Annotated in this window: 13 protein-coding genes; 5 read left to right on the top strand and 8 right to left on the bottom strand. The window is 45.5% G+C overall.

Annotated features, from left to right (window positions below):
* Nucleotides 1–453: 453 nt before the first annotated feature.
* Nucleotides 454–1,635: an iron-containing alcohol dehydrogenase gene (locus tag CIK96_RS00770; protein WP_094439063.1), complete on the top strand. Its 1,182-nt coding sequence runs from the start codon at nucleotides 454–456 to the stop codon at nucleotides 1,633–1,635.
* Between the two features lie 242 nt (nucleotides 1,636–1,877).
* On the opposite strand, the gene CIK96_RS00765 is transcribed toward CIK96_RS00770, so the two are convergent.
* The 8 genes from CIK96_RS00765 to dapA form a co-directional block, all read right to left on the bottom strand.
* Nucleotides 1,878–3,188, bottom strand: a complete 1,311-nt coding sequence (locus CIK96_RS00765) for a pyridoxal phosphate-dependent aminotransferase (RefSeq protein WP_094389602.1) — start codon at nucleotides 3,186–3,188, stop codon at nucleotides 1,878–1,880.
* Complete coding sequence (locus CIK96_RS00760; protein WP_094389601.1) at nucleotides 3,185–3,757, bottom strand: indolepyruvate oxidoreductase subunit beta; 573 nt, start codon at nucleotides 3,755–3,757, stop codon at nucleotides 3,185–3,187. Before CIK96_RS00760 ends, CIK96_RS00765 begins: the two co-directional genes overlap by 4 nt.
* A 33-nt stretch (nucleotides 3,758–3,790) precedes the next feature.
* On the bottom strand, nucleotides 3,791–5,398 hold the full coding sequence (locus CIK96_RS00755) for a thiamine pyrophosphate-dependent enzyme (protein WP_094439042.1): 1,608 nt from the start codon (nucleotides 5,396–5,398) through the stop codon (nucleotides 3,791–3,793).
* A 40-nt stretch (nucleotides 5,399–5,438) separates the two neighbouring features.
* Entirely contained in the window at nucleotides 5,439–6,965 is a 1,527-nt protein-coding gene (gene dnaB, locus CIK96_RS00750; RefSeq protein ID WP_094439041.1) for a replicative DNA helicase, read from the bottom strand.
* Between the two features lie 15 nt (nucleotides 6,966–6,980).
* Nucleotides 6,981–8,903, bottom strand: a complete 1,923-nt coding sequence (locus CIK96_RS00745; protein ID WP_094439040.1) for an NAD(+) synthase — start codon at nucleotides 8,901–8,903, stop codon at nucleotides 6,981–6,983.
* A 41-nt stretch (nucleotides 8,904–8,944) separates the two neighbouring features.
* A complete protein-coding gene (locus CIK96_RS00740) occupies nucleotides 8,945–10,177 on the bottom strand; it encodes an S-adenosylmethionine:tRNA ribosyltransferase-isomerase (protein WP_094439039.1) in 1,233 nt (410 codons plus the stop codon).
* Between the two features lie 71 nt (nucleotides 10,178–10,248).
* Nucleotides 10,249–11,133: an AraC family transcriptional regulator gene (locus tag CIK96_RS00735; protein ID WP_094439038.1), complete on the bottom strand. Its 885-nt coding sequence runs from the start codon at nucleotides 11,131–11,133 to the stop codon at nucleotides 10,249–10,251.
* Between the two features lie 15 nt (nucleotides 11,134–11,148).
* Nucleotides 11,149–12,036 carry a 4-hydroxy-tetrahydrodipicolinate synthase gene (dapA, locus tag CIK96_RS00730; RefSeq protein WP_094436776.1) on the bottom strand — a complete coding sequence of 296 codons (888 nt, stop codon included), beginning with the start codon at nucleotides 12,034–12,036 and terminating at the stop codon, nucleotides 11,149–11,151.
* A 99-nt stretch (nucleotides 12,037–12,135) separates the two neighbouring features.
* On the opposite strand from dapA, the gene CIK96_RS00725 reads away from it, so the two are divergent.
* From CIK96_RS00725 to CIK96_RS00710, 4 genes are read left to right on the top strand one after another with little or no spacing between them, the layout of a single operon-like run.
* Nucleotides 12,136–14,151, top strand: coding sequence for a tetratricopeptide repeat protein (locus CIK96_RS00725; protein ID WP_094439036.1), 2,016 nt, complete (start codon nucleotides 12,136–12,138; stop codon nucleotides 14,149–14,151).
* A gap of 48 nt (nucleotides 14,152–14,199) precedes the next feature.
* Entirely contained in the window at nucleotides 14,200–14,967 is a 768-nt protein-coding gene (locus CIK96_RS00720) for a LytTR family DNA-binding domain-containing protein (RefSeq protein ID WP_094439034.1), read from the top strand.
* Between the two features lie 43 nt (nucleotides 14,968–15,010).
* Entirely contained in the window at nucleotides 15,011–15,856 is an 846-nt protein-coding gene (locus CIK96_RS00715) for a metallophosphoesterase (RefSeq protein WP_094436770.1), read from the top strand.
* Nucleotides 15,831–16,502: a hypothetical protein gene (locus CIK96_RS00710; RefSeq protein ID WP_094439031.1), complete on the top strand. Its 672-nt coding sequence runs from the start codon at nucleotides 15,831–15,833 to the stop codon at nucleotides 16,500–16,502. The genes CIK96_RS00715 and CIK96_RS00710 overlap by 26 nt, the downstream gene beginning before the upstream one ends.
* Nucleotides 16,503–16,744 lie beyond the last annotated feature (242 nt).

Here is a 16,744-nt window from a genome sequence, read left to right as displayed (position 1 = left end):
ACACGATGGCTGTGTAAATTCAGTATTGTCTAATATTTGTTGTAAGCTGTAAGGAAAGTTATTAAGGAATTGATTTTGTATTTATAAAAGAACTGATAATTGCACTTTAGCAATCTTATATATTTGTTTGTGGTTATTCAAATATACAAAAACTTCGGCAGTTTTCTTTTATTTTACATTGACTTTTTCACTAGAAATGTCGGATGAGCCATAATCTCTTTCGATTCTTTATATACAGCCCATGTCTGATAGCATGGGAAGAGTTTTGCGTATCTGTCTTTATATTTAACTAATCGCTATTTTGTCCCGAATTGGGGAAAATATTATAAATATTTTAAACATCTATGTTCTGTCTCGTGGATTATTATTATATTTGCATTATAAATAGCTCGTCTAGAAGATAAAACAATGACAGTTATGATAAATAACAGTATATAAAAAAACAAATCTATGATTAAGGATTTTAATTTCTATGCACCTACGCGTGTAGTTTTTGGCAGTAATGCTGAAAAACAAATAGGTAGTCTTGTAAGTGCTTATGGCGGCCATAAGATATTACTACATTATGGCGGTGGTTCTGCAGAAAAAACTGGTTTTCTGAATGTGGTGGGCACACAATTGCGTGACGCTGGTTTATCATTTGTTGAACTTGGCGGCGTGGTGCCAAATCCTCTGCTAAGTAAAGTTTATGAAGGAATTGATTTGTGTCGCAAACATGATGTGGATTTTATTCTTGCCGTTGGCGGCGGTAGTGTTATAGACTCTTCAAAGGCTATTGCCTATGGTGTGCATTATGACGGTGATGTTTGGGATTTTTGGGACGGAAAGGCTGTTCCTCAGCAATGCCTGCCAGTTGGCACTGTCCTCACTATTCCTGCTGCAGGAAGCGAAATGTCTTCAAGTTGCGTGATAACGAAAGATGACGGTTTATTGAAACGTGGCATAAACAGCGATTTATGTCGCTGTAAGTTTGCTGTAATGAACCCAGAGCGGACTTACACCTTACCTTCTTATCAGACAGCTGCTGGCGGTACAGATATTATGATGCACACCATGGAACGTTATTTTTCCAAATATGAGGAAATGACATTGACTGATGGTATTGCAGAATCATTGATGCGTACGGTGAAGGATGTGCTGCCATTGGTACTCAAAGATCCTGAGAATTATCGTTATCGTGCCCAAATTATGTGGGCTGGCTCTCTTGCACACAATGACCTGACTGAGTGTGGAACAGAAAAAGATTTCGCAACCCACCGTCTTGAGCACGAACTGAGTGCTTTGTTTGGTGTAACACACGGAGCTGGCCTTGCAGCCCTTTGGCCCTCATGGGCACGTTTTGTCATGGATCGACACTTGAATCGTTTTGTTCAATTTGCTGTCAACGTCATGGGAGTCACAAACGATTTTGCCAATCCTCGGCAGACTGCTCTATCCGGTATTGAAGCTGTGGAGAAGTTTTATCATGAAATTGGTATGCCGACTTCAATTCACGAACTTCTCGGTCGTGAAATTACCGAGGAAGAGCTAGAGGTGATGGTTGACAAATGCTCTCGTGGTGGAAAGATTACCGTGGGTGCCATGGAGGTTTTGGGTCAGAATGAAATGCGAGAAATATATCGTATGGCGCGATAATTCACTCCCCCTACTCTATTCTTATGTAAAATGTAATTTTTTATAAAAAGAACGACGAAAAACTATCATAAGTACTTGTGTTGCAGAAAAGTAAAAGTACAGAGTTTTAGTGTTTAATGAAAGACTTTCGTTATGAAGAGTTTTTAAAGTTCACTATAAAATAAACAAAAAGAAGTTCCGGCTTTACTAAAGATCATTTAAAACCGGACCTTCTTTCTTGTATGCTGATTCAATTTGTTGGTTTATTGATGGTTTTCTTCCCAAATACTCATTCTTTCTTCCAATTGTGCATATTGGTGATCTTCAATGAAAGAAGTGCACACCCGCAATCCTTCTTGGTCAGATCCTGTAGTTACGAGGCATATTGCTGAAACACCATAACTCATCAATTCGTAAGCCAATTGTCCGCTACTCATATTTTTGTATCCTATGGTGAAATAGAATCCATCCGCTACAGGTTCGTCCAAGTCTTTATCATAGACAATATGGAATCCATGTCGAAGGAATATTTCTTTCAGTTGATGTGCTCTTTTTCCATAGACACTTACTTCGCTTCGGAAATCATATTCCCCATTAGAAGCAGCTCGCAGCATGGCTGCCATAGCATATTGTGCAGAATGACTAGTTCCAGAGGACAAAGCATAAAGCATGCGTGTAGAGAAAACTGGTCCGAAGGTCAATCCTCCATATCTTGCTGCAAGTTCATCGAAATGGCGATGAAACAGTTTGTCCGAGATGCATGTCACACCAATACGCTCACCCGCATAACTGAAAGCTTTAGATCCGCTAATCAGCAGGATGTAATTGTCTGTATAGCGACCTACCGTCGGTTGGTACGGAGGCAGGAACGGTTTACTCAAGTCTCGACGGAAATCCATGGCAAAATATGCAAGGTCTTCCATCACAATCGCATCGTATTGAGTGGCCAGTTGTCCAATCGTCTTGAGTTCTTCCTCGTTGAGACAAATCCACGACGGATTATTGGGGTTTGAATAGACAATAGCACAGATATTACCTTGTTTCAGATAAGATTCAAGTTTCTCACCCAGACGTTCTCCCCGGTAACTATAGACATCAAATGTTTCATATTTTACCCCCATAACCTGCAATTGCATTTTCTGTACAGGGAATCCTGGATCAATGAATAGAACCGTATCTTTTTTGCTGTCAGCCTGCGAACAAGTCAAGAAAGAAGCAAACGTACCCTGCATGGAACCACAAACGGGCACACATCCTTCAGGTGCGATATCAATGCCGATGAATGCTTTGACGAAGCGTGACGCTTCATTTTTCAGTTCGGGCAGTCCCTGAATATCAGGATACAGATTAGCTATTCCGTTGCCCAACGCTTTCATCTGAGCTTCCACCCCTACCTTTGCTGCAGGAAGTCCTGGAATACCCATTTCCATTTTGATAAACTCCACTCCAGACTGTTTCTCTGCCCGTGCAGCCACGAGTTTAACTTCTCGTATAGTTGCTTTAGCAAAGTCGTTAATGCCCAGTTCGCCTACCAGTGAGTCAATGAGTTTTGGATCTATAGGTGTCTGTTTCATAATTGGTGTTCCTTTCCAATGGCCAATGCCTTGATATTCGCCTCGACGATAGTTTTTCCTTTTCTGGCGAATACCCGTTGTATGGCAGCTTCCAACTTATCATATTCAATATTCAAAGCCTTTTGTGCAGCTCCCAGAAGAATTACGTTGGCAGAACGAGGCACACCATTGTCCTTGGCCAGTTGTTCGATATCGAGCATGATAACGTGTGGTAATTTTTTGAGGTCATGCTCAATAACTGCCATTTCTGGATAGTTTGGTATATTGACAAAGGGAGATGCAGAAGTGATAATCCATCCCTCTTCGTTGAGGAACGGCAAATAGCGTAGAGCCTCCATAGGTTCCATGGAGATGATAACATCAGCCTTACCTTTTGCAATAAGGTCGCTGGCGATAGGTTTATCAGAGATGCGCAGATTGGACTGCACATCACCTCCACGTTGTGACATTCCGTGTACTTCAGCCTGTTTGATATAAAGGTTTTCGTTCATTGCGGCTTCACCGATAATCGTGGCAATAGAGAGAATTCCTTGTCCGCCGACACCGCATAGTATGATATCTGTTTTCATCTTGTTCTTGGTTTTAGTATTATACGGAATATGTTATTTTCGCTCGGCATTCTTTTTCTGCTTCAGATGTCTTTGCAACGTCTGCATGCACTCACGTCTTGGAATGATCACACTAGGACCATGATAGTTGATTTCGTCACGAATGGTCTGTGTGATTGCTGCCATGTTTTTAGGCAGGGGGACAACCACTTTGAGATGCTCCTCGCTTAGTCCCAGTCCTCGGCAGATGGCTTCAAACTTATTAGTTCCAGCCGAGTCTTGTCCACCTGTCATTGCTGTGGTGAGGTTGTCGCTGATGATAACTGTGATGTCAGCATTTTCGTTGATGGCATCTAAGAGTCCTGTCATTCCCGAATGAGTAAATGTAGAATCTCCGATGATGGCAACAGCAGGCCATTGTCCGGCATCTGACGCTCCTTTAGCCATTGTAATAGACGCCCCCATATCTACACAAGAGTGAATAGCTTTGTATGGTGGAAGGAAACCGAGAGTGTAGCAACCAATATCGCCAAATACGCGTGCGTTGGGATAGTCAAGCAATACTTGGTTGAGAGCAGCATATACATCGCGGTGTCCACAACCTTGACAGAGTGCAGGTGGGCGTGGCACGACATCCTCACACGTAGCATACCTCTCGTCGCTTTCTATACCCAAAGCCTTTTTGATGAGGTCTGGATTAAGTTCTCCTGTACGTGGAAGTTCTCCTGTGAGTCTTCCTTTGATGACAGTATTTCCAGGCATTACGCCACGCACCATTTCTTCTACGAATGGTTGTCCTTCTTCTGCAATCAGCACACTCTCACATGCCTCTGTCATTCGTCTTACTAACGCTTTTGGTAACGGGTAATGACTGATTTTGAGTACGGGGAACGGACAACCGTTAGGGAAACATTCCATCAGGTAGTTATAGGCAATTCCCGTAGCGATAATACCCATGGAATGATCAGCAGCATCCTCATATTTATTGTGTGAACTCTTTTCTGCAATAGTTTCGAGTTCTGCTTGTTGCGCAGTAACGATAGCATTACGTTTTCTAGCAAAAGCAGGCAGCAATACCCAGTTAGAAGCCTGAGCATTGTAGTTGAGTTCGTTTTGTTGTCTTGGTGTCTCTTTCACTTTCACCACGGCACGAGAGTGAGCCATGCGAGTTGTAACACGCACGAGTACTGGCAGATGTTGTTCTTCAGAGAGTTGGAAAGCTTCTTCCATCATATCGTAAGCCTCTTGTTGGCTTGCGGGTTCGAGTGTGGGAATCATGGCAAACTTACCATAGAATCTGCTATCTTGTTCATTCTGTGAAGAGTGCATTGATGGGTCGTCAGCCACTAGAACGATGAGTCCACCGTTTGTTCCCGTCATTGCCGAGTTGACAAACGGGTCGGCGCATACATTCAGACCTACATGTTTCATGCAGACCATGGCTCTTTTACCCATGAAGGACATTCCCAATGCTGCCTCCATTGCAGTTTTCTCGTTGGTTGACCAACGACTGTGCACTCCCCATTCGCGTGCGAGTGCAGAGCCTTGGATATACTCGGTAATTTCCGTTGACGGAGTTCCAGGATAGGCATAGACGCCGCTCAATCCAGCATCGAGAGCTCCTTGCGCAATGGCTTCGTCACCTAATAATAGTTTCTTCATGATTTTAAGTATTTTAGTTTATATCTGCATATTATTATTGTTAGAAAGGCATAGGTCCGTCAGGTCCATCATAGCCAAACGGAGATTCCATCGTGCCACCTTGGTCTCCCCCATTCACTTTGCTGCCAAGAATTTCACCTCCGCCGTCATTTCCGTTCTTAGTGTTGAGTTTGCCGTCTTCCGGATTCTCAAATCGTGTAAACTCACCTCTGAAGTTGAGCAACACATCACCAGTCGCACCTTTACGGTGTTTGGCAATGATAATCTGTGCCATACCTCTGAGGTCGTGTCCGTGTTCATCTTGATAAATATGGTAGTATTCTGGTCTGTGAACAAAGAGCACCATGTCCGCATCCTGCTCAATGGCACCCGATTCACGCAAGTCAGACAATTGAGGTCGTTTTCCATCATTACCTTCTCGGCTTTCAACACCACGGTTCAGCTGCGAGAGTGCGATGATAGGGATATTGAGTTCCTTTGCGAGTCCTTTGAGTGAGCGGCTGATGGTCGATACCTCCTCTTGTCGTGAAGAGAACCTCATACCTTGAGCGTTCATCAACTGTAGATAGTCGATCATGATAATCTTCACCCCATGTTCTCTGACGAGGCGTCGTGCCTTTGTGCGCAGTTCGAAAACCGACAGTCCCGGCGTATCATCCACATAAAGCGGTGCTCCCAATAGATTGTTGAGTCGTTTGTCAAGCCTATCCCATTCGTCAGGGTGCAGTTGTCCGTTGAGTATTTTCGAACCCTGGATTTCGCATACGTTAGAAATCAACCTGTTGACCAATTGCGTATTGCTCATTTCAAGAGAGAAGAAAGCCATCGGAACTTTATTGTCTGAAGCAATATTCTTAGCCATGGAGAGTGCGAATGACGTTTTACCCATGGCAGGTCGTCCTGCGATGATGATTAAGTCAGAGGCTTGCCATCCACTGGTCATATCATCAAGTTTATAATAACCAGTGGAAACACCCGTCAGTCCGTCTTTGTTTGCTGCAGCCTTTTGAATGCCATCTACAGCATTTTTGATGACCGGGTCGATTTGGGTATAGTCCTTCTTCATATTCTTTTGCGAGAGTTCGAAGAGCGAACCTTCTGCCTCCTGCATCAGATCTTCCACATCTATCGTTTCGTCAAAAGCTTTCGTTTCGATGACGCTGGCATAGGAAATCAGCTGTCGTGCGAGGAATTTCTGCGCAATGATTCTTGCGTGATATTCGATACTTGCCGATGAGGAAACCCTTGAGGAGAGTTCAGTAACATACCCTGGTCCTCCAACATCTTCGAGGTCCCCTTGATGAGCCAACTGTTCGGTCACAGTCCATACATCAACAGGTTTTTCGCGCAATTCGAGTTCTCTTATTGCCTCATAGATTTTTTGGTTTCGAGGTTCATAGAAACTTTCAGGATACAGCAGCTCACAGACCACCGAATAGGCATCTTTGTCGATCATGAGTGCTCCGAGCACAGTTTTTTCTATTTCTGTAGCTTGCGGCTGAACGTGTACGAAAGTATTATCAGTCGCCGGTTTTCTTGTGCGGCGTGGTTGTTTGTTATCTGGCATTTTGTTTTTAAAGTGTTATAAGCTTTCACATTCTTTTACCCACAATGCATTTGAGGCATCACTTGCCATTCTCCAGTCACCTCTTGGCGAGAGGCTGACGCTTCCCACTTTCGGTCCGTCAGGCAGACAAGATCGCTTGAATTGCTGGTTAAAGAATCTGCGGCAGAATGTGGTCAGCCATTTTTTGATGGTTTTCCTGTCATATTTCTCGTCGAAAGCTTGTTCTGCAAGCATCATGATCTTTCTGGGTCTGAATCCAAATCTCAGGAAATAGTAGAGAAAGAAGTCGTGCAGTTCGTAGGGACCTACAAGGTCTTCTGTCTTCTGTTTGATTTGTCCTTCGTCGTCAGCCGGTGTCAGTTCTGGCGAGATAGGTGTATCAATAACGTCGATGAGCGTTGCTTTTTGTTCGTTGAACAGTTCAAGTTCTGCCATGTATCTTATCAGATACTGTATCAGCGTTTTGGGTACTCCTGCATTGACTCCGTACATTGACATGTGGTCGCCGTTATAGGTTGCCCATCCCAGCGCGAGTTCAGAAAGGTCACCAGTTCCGATGACGAGTGCGTTTTCCTTGTTGGCGAGATCCATAAGAATTTGCGTGCGCTCTCTTGCTTGCGAGTTTTCGTAGGTCACATCATGCGTGTCAATATCCTGTCCGATGTCTTCAAAATGTTGTTTGACTGCTTTGGCAATACTTATTTCCTTTTGGCTGATGCCCAGTGTCTGCATGAGACGGATTGCATTGTCGTGCGTGCGGTCTGTAGTACCAAATCCAGGCATGGTGACTCCCAATATCCCTTTTCTATCGTAGTCAAGCATATCGAATGTTCTGACACATACGAGCAAAGCCAACGTCGAGTCGAGACCGCCGCTTATTCCTATCACAACCTTCTGGCAATTGGTATGTACCAATCGTTTGGCAAGACCAGCCGACTGGATGTTGAGTATTTCTTCGCAACTTTCCTGCATATCGTCATCGTCGGGAGTGAACGGATGCGGATCTACGTATCTTGACAGTTTAAACTCAGCTGATTCCACCATTTTACATGAAATAATCTGCGCAAAAGCTTCTCGTTGGGCATTTACAAACGTGGTATTGTCCATTCTGTCCGTTCTGAGTCGGTCCACATCGATTTGTGCCACTTGTATCTGTGGCTGCAGCGAGAAGCGTTCGCCTTCAGCGAGCAAGTGTCCGTTTTCAAAAATTATGGCATTACCTCCATAGACCACATCTTGCGTAGATTCACCGAATCCCGATGAAGCATAAACGTATCCGCTAATGGTTCTTGCACTCTGTTGCATGAGCAGGTTGCGAAGGTATTTATGTTTGCCGGTGAGTTCGTTGCTTGCTGAGCAGTTGAAGATAATATCTGCTCCAGCCAGTGTGAGATTGTTACTTGGTGGCACAGGTGCCCATACGTCCTCACATATTTCCACTCCAAACTTCACTCCGTCCGTTGTTTGGAAGATGGTGGGTTGTGCAGTCAGCGCGACGGGTGATCCTGCTAAGTAAACTTCCGTTGTTTTGAGATCTTGCGCAGAAGCGAACCATCGTTTCTCATAGAACTCGTTGTAGTTGGGCAGATATGTTTTTGCCACGAGTCCGAGCAGTGTACCTGCTTGGATGACAGCTGCGCAGTTGAGCAACATTCCTCCTGTCTGTACGGGTAGTCCCACGATGCAGATGACGTTGAGCTGTCTTGTAAAATCAAGAAGCGTCATGAGTCCCTCTTCCGCCTGTGTTAGTAACAGCTGTTGTCTGAACAGATCCTGACAGGTATAGCCCGTGATACATAGTTCTGGAAAGCAGAGAATCTCCACTCCCCTGCCCTCTGCGTCGGCAATGATTTTCTCGATTTCAAAGACGTTGTATGCTGTGTCTGCCACTTTTACTGCAGGAACAGCTGCTGCGACATTTACAAATCCGTATTTCATATCTCAACTATTTGTTACTATTTGCTTGTTTACTTCTCCGTTTATGGTATGAGGAGCGAAGAGTCGCCATAGCTCAGGAAACGGAAATCGTGGCTTAATGCGTAGTCGTAGATGCGTTTCCAGTCGCCTTTCACAAATGCGCTGACCAGCAAGAGCAACGTGCTTTGCGGCTGATGGAAATTGGTGATGAGCATCTTCACTATTTTATATTCATAGCCTGGTGCGATGATGATTTGAGTGGAAGAGTGAAGTGTGGTCAGATGGTGACTATCGAGCCATGCGATGATATTCTCCAAAGCCTTTTTTGCAGGCAGTTTACTGTCTGTTCCGGCTCCGTTTTCCTCTTCGTATGGTTCCCACTGGCAAACATGAAGTTGTTCTTCGGTGAGTTCCGGGTTGCATTCGAGTTTCAGACCTATATAATATAGGCTCTCCAGCGTTCTGACGCTGGTGGTTCCTACGGCAATGGCATTGGCATTGTGCTCCACGAGGCGCTCCAATGTATGTTTTCTGACAGCAATATATTCTGTGTGCATGTCGTGTTCGCCAATGTGTTGGCTTTTCACCGGTCTAAAGGTTCCTGCTCCAACATGCAGTGTGAGTTCCTCGCATTCCACTCCGTGACGGTCGAGGTCTGCGAGCACCTCCGGTGTGAAGTGGAGTCCCGCTGTTGGTGCAGCCACACTTCCTTTTATTTTAGAATATACGGTCTGATAGGTAGTTTTGTCGCTTTCCTGTGTTTCTCTGTTGAGATACGGAGGTATAGGGAGTTCGCCAGCCACATCGAGTATATCTGCAAAGTTTACATCTGTATTGTCCCATTCGAAATCCACCCATTGACTCGTACCGTGTTCGCCTTTTCTCGTGGCTTTGATGGTGAGGGTATGTTGCTTGACCGTGATGGTTCTGCAGAGTGTTCCCTCTTTCCATTTCTTGAGATTTCCCACGAGGCAGAGCCAACTGCATTTTTTGTTGGTTTGGAACATCTGTTCATAGTCTGCCGGTTCTGCCGGTTCGAGCAGAAACACTTCAATGAGTGCTCCTGTTTCCTTTCGGAAATGTAGTCTTGCCTGTATCACCTTTGTATTGTTGAACACCATCAGGGCACCTTTCGGCAGGAATTCTGCGAGGTGGTAGAACTTACTTTCTGAAATGTTTCCTTGCTGATAGATCAGCAATTTAGATTGGTCGCGCACGGGCAATGGGAATTTTGCTATGCGTTCATCGGACAACGGATAGTTGTAATCGCTGATTTGTATTTCTTTCTCTTTCACGATAATATATTATTCAGACCTGTTTTCGAATGCACTTGTCGTAAGCTGATTGCGCCCTCGTCTTGTTGTTATCAAATGATGATTCGTGTCTTGTGGTAGTTCTCCCGAAACTCAGTCGGTGAACAGTCTTTCTTCTTCTTAAAGATACGATTGAAATTGCTGAGGTTGTTGAAGCCACATTCGTAGCATATTTCCGCCACGCTTTTTGAGGTATCCACAAGCATTCTGCTGGCATATCCCAGTCTCATGTCAATGACATAGTCGCTGAGTGTCCTTCCGGTATGGAGTTTGAAGAATCGGCTGAATGCCGACGGACTCATGCCTGCAATATCAGCAAGTGTTCCGAGTCTGATCTCGTCCATATAGTTTTTGGCTATGAAATTCTTAACCTTGAGCACGCGTCTTGAGTCGCTTGCCACTTCTACCTTGGCGTAACTATTGCTTGCCAGCGGGCGCATTTTAGTGCTTTTCGACAGTTCGTAGAGTATGGCAAGAAACTGTGTCACAGCATAAAAACCGTCTTTGATAGAGCTGAGTGTATCTATAAGGTTATAGACGCGGAGGATGTCTTCCATGTGGAAGGCCAATCCTTTCCTTGCTTCAAGCATCATCTTCCGTAGCGAGTTGAATGGATTCCTACCGAAGAAACCGTCTTCGCTCAAGTCGATATAGAACTGTACAGTGACTTCGCGTATGTCTTCACTCTTACATTCGTTTTGTTCCCATACATGTTCAAGGTCAGGACTGGTTATGAGGACAAGGTCGTATTCTCCGATCACCTCATTAGAGTCACCCACAATTCTCCTCACACCTGATGCATGTTCCACAAAGTTGAGTTCAAACACTTCATGATTGTGAATAGGATAAGTAAACTCCTTCTTTCTGCGGTCGGCTATGTAGAGGGAGTCTTTGCCCATCAAGGGCGTAATTTCGTGAATAACCCTGTTTTCCTCCATAAGACACTTGATACTTTAGATTTTCAGTTCCTTCATGATCTCGCTCATGCGCTGCAACGTTGAGATGCGTGTGGGAACCAATGGCAGTCGTAAGATATTGTCGATGAATCCCATTTCGTGAAGCATCGCCTTAACGCCTGCAGGATTGCCATCTACAAACAAGAGCGAGAAAAGATCGGTAAAGCGGTGGTGTATCTTTCGTGCGCCATCGTATTCACCTCGCAACTGCAAGCGAATCATCTTAGAGAACTCGCGTGGCAGCGCATTGCCTATAACGCTGATCACACCGACGGCTCCGCATGATATCATGGGGAAGGTAAGCGCATCGTCGCCTGAAATGACATCAAAGTCGTTGGGCTTGTTCTTGATGATTTCATCCACCTGCTCCAGATTGCCGCTTGCCTCTTTGATAGCCACGATATTGTGGCAGTCGCGTGCAAGTCTGACGGTGGTTTCCGCCTTCAGGTTGACACCTGTTCTTCCCGGTACATTATATAGTACTACGGGTAACTGAGTAGCAGCCGCAATGGCTTTGAAGTGTTGGTAAAGGCCTTCCTGCGATGGCTTGTTATAATATGGGCAGACGCTCAGCACACCATCAATGCCTTTGAAGTCGCCATTCTGCAACTCTTCGACAACGGCAGTTGTATTGTTGCCGCCACAGCCTACGAGGATGGGTACCTTTCCGCCTACTGTGTTAATCACCAATTCCTTGATTTTCTTTTTCTCTTCTGCGGTCAATGTGGGTGTCTCGCCTGTTGTTGCGAGAATGCAGAAAAAATCGGCACCGTTGTCCAACTGATATTCCACGAGGCGATGAAGCGACTTGTAGTCAACCTCTCCGTTCTCTGTAAATGGTGTAATCAGGGCGATGCCCAAGCCTTTGAATATATTGTGTACCATAAAAAGCAATGTTTCTGTGCGCAAAATTACATAAAATTTTCTGGAATCTATTACATTTTGAAGAATTTTTCACTAATTTTGCAGCATTGAAAATATATAATGAATAAACAATCAATTCCTATACCGAAAAAAATATTCGGGTTGGCGTTCGCCACCATTGCTGTGCTGGCTTTTTCTGCCTGCCAGTTTAATTCTGATTCTTCCAACTGTCGTTCGGCCGCCAAGACGCAGCGTCTGATGGCTTTGGGAGATTCGCTCAAGCGGCAACAGCCGGGTTCTGTAGATTCCATCCGTCACGCCATGGCGACTGCCGATGATTCGCTCGAATATTACGACTATGCCCTGCTTTACGCTTCGCATTTCCTGATGACCGTCACACCAGACTCCTCTTTGTTTTATGTGGATAAGGCAGAACATTTTCTCAAGGCGTTTCCTGTCTCGCCCCGCATCAACGGTATGCGCGCCAGGATGTTGGCAGCACGCGGTTCTCATCTCTATCTGCTCCATGGCAATCCCGACAGCGTAGTGAGACTTTACCGTAGCGCATACCAGTTATTGTCTGTTAGCGACCAGACAAGCTACTTGCCCGACTTGGCGGCTAATATGGCGGATGCCTATGCCGAGAAACATGATCTAACGAAGGCTTCACATTGGTTTAGAAAAGCCCTCGTGCTTGCCGACTCATTGGGTAGAAACGATACGCAGACACTCTCCTATCGTATGGGACTCGGTCGGGTTTATACTGCTCTTGGCGACTTCCCCTCTGCACTCAGGAGTTACAAAATCGTAGATCAGCGTTTTGACGACCTCACTCCTGCCATGCAGATCGTGTTTCTTAACAACTATGGTAATACCTATTATTACCAAAAACAATACAGGCAATCGCTGAAAGCCTTTCGCAGACTGCAACGCCATTTGGAGCAAAAGGGAACCCCTGATGTGCTCGACATGAAGATTTGCAAGCTCAATATGGCAGACGTCTTTCTCCGACTCCATCAGTCTGATTCATCACGTGTTTATCTCGAACAGGTTGAACCTTTCTTCCACCAACGAAACATAGAGGCTGGCGTGTTCTATTGCAACACCATACGTATCGGTCTTGCACTCCATGCAGGACACTATGCAGACATTGAGCACACCTTGAGACAGGAACACCTTTCCGCTCCGGTCAATCCGATGCTAAAAGACATACGCTACGAGTATCTGAGTGAGTATTACGCGCGTACGGGTGACTATTCACGTGCCTACCGCTTGCAGAAGAGTGTTTATGAGACCCACGACAGTATCATGAACCGACAGAATATCGCGCGAGCGAACGATATCATGGTGCGTTTAAGTGAAGATACGTTGCGACTCCACAACCAGCTCCGGGTGCAGGAGGAGCGTGCCAACTATCAAGTCAATCTCCATATCATGGGGGGAATCGTTGCTTTCCTGATCGTGGTGGTGTCCGTATTGTTGGCAAAACTGTTCTATAACCGCAAGCGCACCTTACAGCGCCACATCGATATGCTGAACCTCCGTCTGACCATCGTGCGCCAGCGCATCTCTCCCCACTTCATCTTTAATGTGCTCAATTCGTGCGTCGGTTCTTATGGTCCCAATGAGGCCAATCGGCTGACGCTGCTGGCGCGTCTCATTCGGTCGAGTCTCGACATCTCCAGCAAGACTTTCGTAACGCTGGACCAGGAAATAGACTTCGTGAAACAGTTTGTTGAAATGGAGAAATCACTTATGGGACAAGACTTTATCGTGTCTTATGACTTTCCTCCAACAGACAAGATGAACGCCATTCTCATCCCGTCGATGTTTGTGCAGATACTGACCGAGAATGCCATCATTCATGGACTGAAACATAAGGAAGGCGAGAAACATCTTATGATCAGCGTTGCCATTGACGATCAGCAGGCATGTATCTGCGTGAAAGACAATGGTCCTGGTTTTGACATCCGTGCCTACAACAATGCCAAGGCACGTATCGGACTGAATATCATCCGCCACACCATGGCGATTATCAACGAAGAAAACAAAAGTTCGAAGATCCGTTTCGACATCCATAATGACCATGGATGCAGCGCCATACTTACGGTACCGAGACACCTGAAAGCACTATAAAGTAAATATTTTACGAATTTAAACTGTTACACTATAAATTAAATACTTATGAAAACAATCATAATAGACGACGAGATTCTATCCATCGAAACTCTGAGCCGCATGCTCTTGGAATACGACGATATTGAAGTGGTGGGAAGCGCCTGCAACACCACGGTGGCAGAAGGTCAGATCAAGGCTGCTTCTCCTGACCTCGTCTTTCTTGATGTAGAACTGCCGGGCATGTCGGGAGTGGATTTCATCCGCGAGGTGAAACGTCTGACGCAAGGACGTTGCCGGGTGGTGATGTACACCGGACATAAGGACTCGATGCTTTCTTCGTTTCGTAATGAGGCATTCGACTTTCTACTCAAACCTGTTGACCGCGACGAACTCTCGGCGATGATTCAGCGCTTACGCCTCCATATCGAATCCTCCAACCAGAAGGCGCCTGACAACAATCCTGCCGACATCAACAGTACTGTACGGCGCGACCGCGAAAAACTGATTTTCAATACCAACTTCTCTGACTTTCGAGTGGTTTCCATTGCCGACATCGGACTCTTTTACTACAATAGTGACCAGCGAATCTGGGAAGTCGTTGTGTCGGGATGTGAAGAACCCATACGCCTGAAACGTAACGTCAACTGTGAAACATTGCTCGCCCTCGACCCTTGTTTTGTACAGGTGAGCCAGCGCTTTGTCATCAATATCAACTGTTTGATGGAAGTGTGCGACAATGTCTGTCGCCTCTATCCGCCCTTCGAACAAATTCAGCATGTCAAGGTGGCACGGCTCTATCGCAAGAAACTCATCAGTCGGTTTAATACCATTTGAACCGCTGTTGCCGACAAAAAGAAATAATATATCCATCACCATCATGAAAACTGAAAGCAACAACGATATCAACAAGCGTTCCAAGCAGACCATCCTCTTTCTGTGCATGGCCATGATCTGTCTCCTGACGGCGTGCAACGACGTTTTTGATGTTCATCCCTACGATGTCAACTACAAAGGCGAGACCCATCATAACAAGCAGGCCATCGCCGAAATAGAACAACGGTTTGCATCAAGAGACTCCCTGCGCATCGCTTTCATCAGCGACACCCATGGCTGGTACACCAATACCAAGGCAGAGATTGACGACATCAACAAGCGTAACGACATCGATTTCGTGGTGCATTGTGGAGACCTCACCGACACGGGCACGAAAAAGGAGTATGAACGGACACGGAAGATCCTTCAGAAGCTGGATGTACCCTATGTGGCATTGATAGGCAACCACGATTTCTTAGGCACGGGCGATCAGTCATACCAAGTACTCTACGGATCCTTGGATTTCTCATTCATCGCAGGACGCGTCAAATTTCTCTGTCTCAACACCAATGCCACAGAATATGATTATATGGCGGCAGTACCCAATTTCGACTATATTGAACAGGAGATTACCGCGCGTGCCGATGAGTTTGACCGTACCGTCATCATCATGCACGCCCCACCCTATAGCGACCAGTTCAACAATAATGTGGCAAAGGCATTTCGAAGATATATAGACTTTCTGCCCCATCTCATGTTTTGCGTCTATGGTCACAACCACAATAGCGTAGTGAACAATATTTACAGCGACGGACTGCTGTTCTACGGCATCGACTGTTCCGACCACCGCATCTATCGCATCATCACAATCAGAAAGGAGGGATATGATGAAGAAGAGGTTCATTTTTAGTCTGATCATGCTCCTCGTGGTGTTCCGTGCCCAAGCACTCCCACCAGACACCACATACGTGGAAAAGGCAAAAGAGAGTTACTATGACAAGCGCGTGCACCGTTACCGTAAGCATTGGGCCGCGCTGATTCCCACACAATTCATCATTCAGAACGCAGGCAACATGGGTGTGGTCTCTGCTGGTTTGGGATGGGATTATGGTAACCGCCGACAATGGGAAACCGACCTTCTCTTCGGTTATATTCCTGCCCACCAGAGCACACGTGGCAAACTCACCATGACGCTCAAGCAGAACTTCGTTCCGTGGAGTCATAGCATGAAAAACGGGTGGAGTATCGAACCGCTGACCGCCAGCATTTACATCAATACCGTCTATGGTCATGAGTTCTGGAAATCACAGCCCAGGCGCTATCCCGATGCCTACTACAATTTCATGTCAACAAAATTCAGACTCAATATCGCGTTAGGCCAGCGTGTCACCATGACCATTCCCAACCACCGCACGAAATTGTTTGCTAAAAACATTTCGTTCTTTTATGAAATCAGTTCGTGCGACCTATATATCCGCTCGATGATCCTCGATCATGCCGTCAGTCTGAATGACATCATCGGCTTATCAATCGGAGTAAGAGCCTGCATTTTGTAACCGCAGAAATTTTTAAGGTCAGAAATAACGGAATTATTTAAGGTAATACTTTACACGGATTACACTCTAAGTTTCCTAAAACGAATTTTTTGCGTTACAAATAACAGATAACTGTTTCCTAAAACGAAATGACGAACAAGAAGCGGGTAAGTTTCATTGGCAGAAAATAGAAAGGGTGCACCCAAAGATGCACCCTTCATTTCTTTTGGTCCTGTGGGAACGGACCTACGCAAACTAAGTAA

This window comes from Prevotella sp. P4-98, from assembly GCF_002251405.1.
GTDB lineage: Bacteria > Bacteroidota > Bacteroidia > Bacteroidales > Bacteroidaceae > Prevotella.
This window is presented reverse-complemented; position numbering and strand designations above follow the sequence as displayed.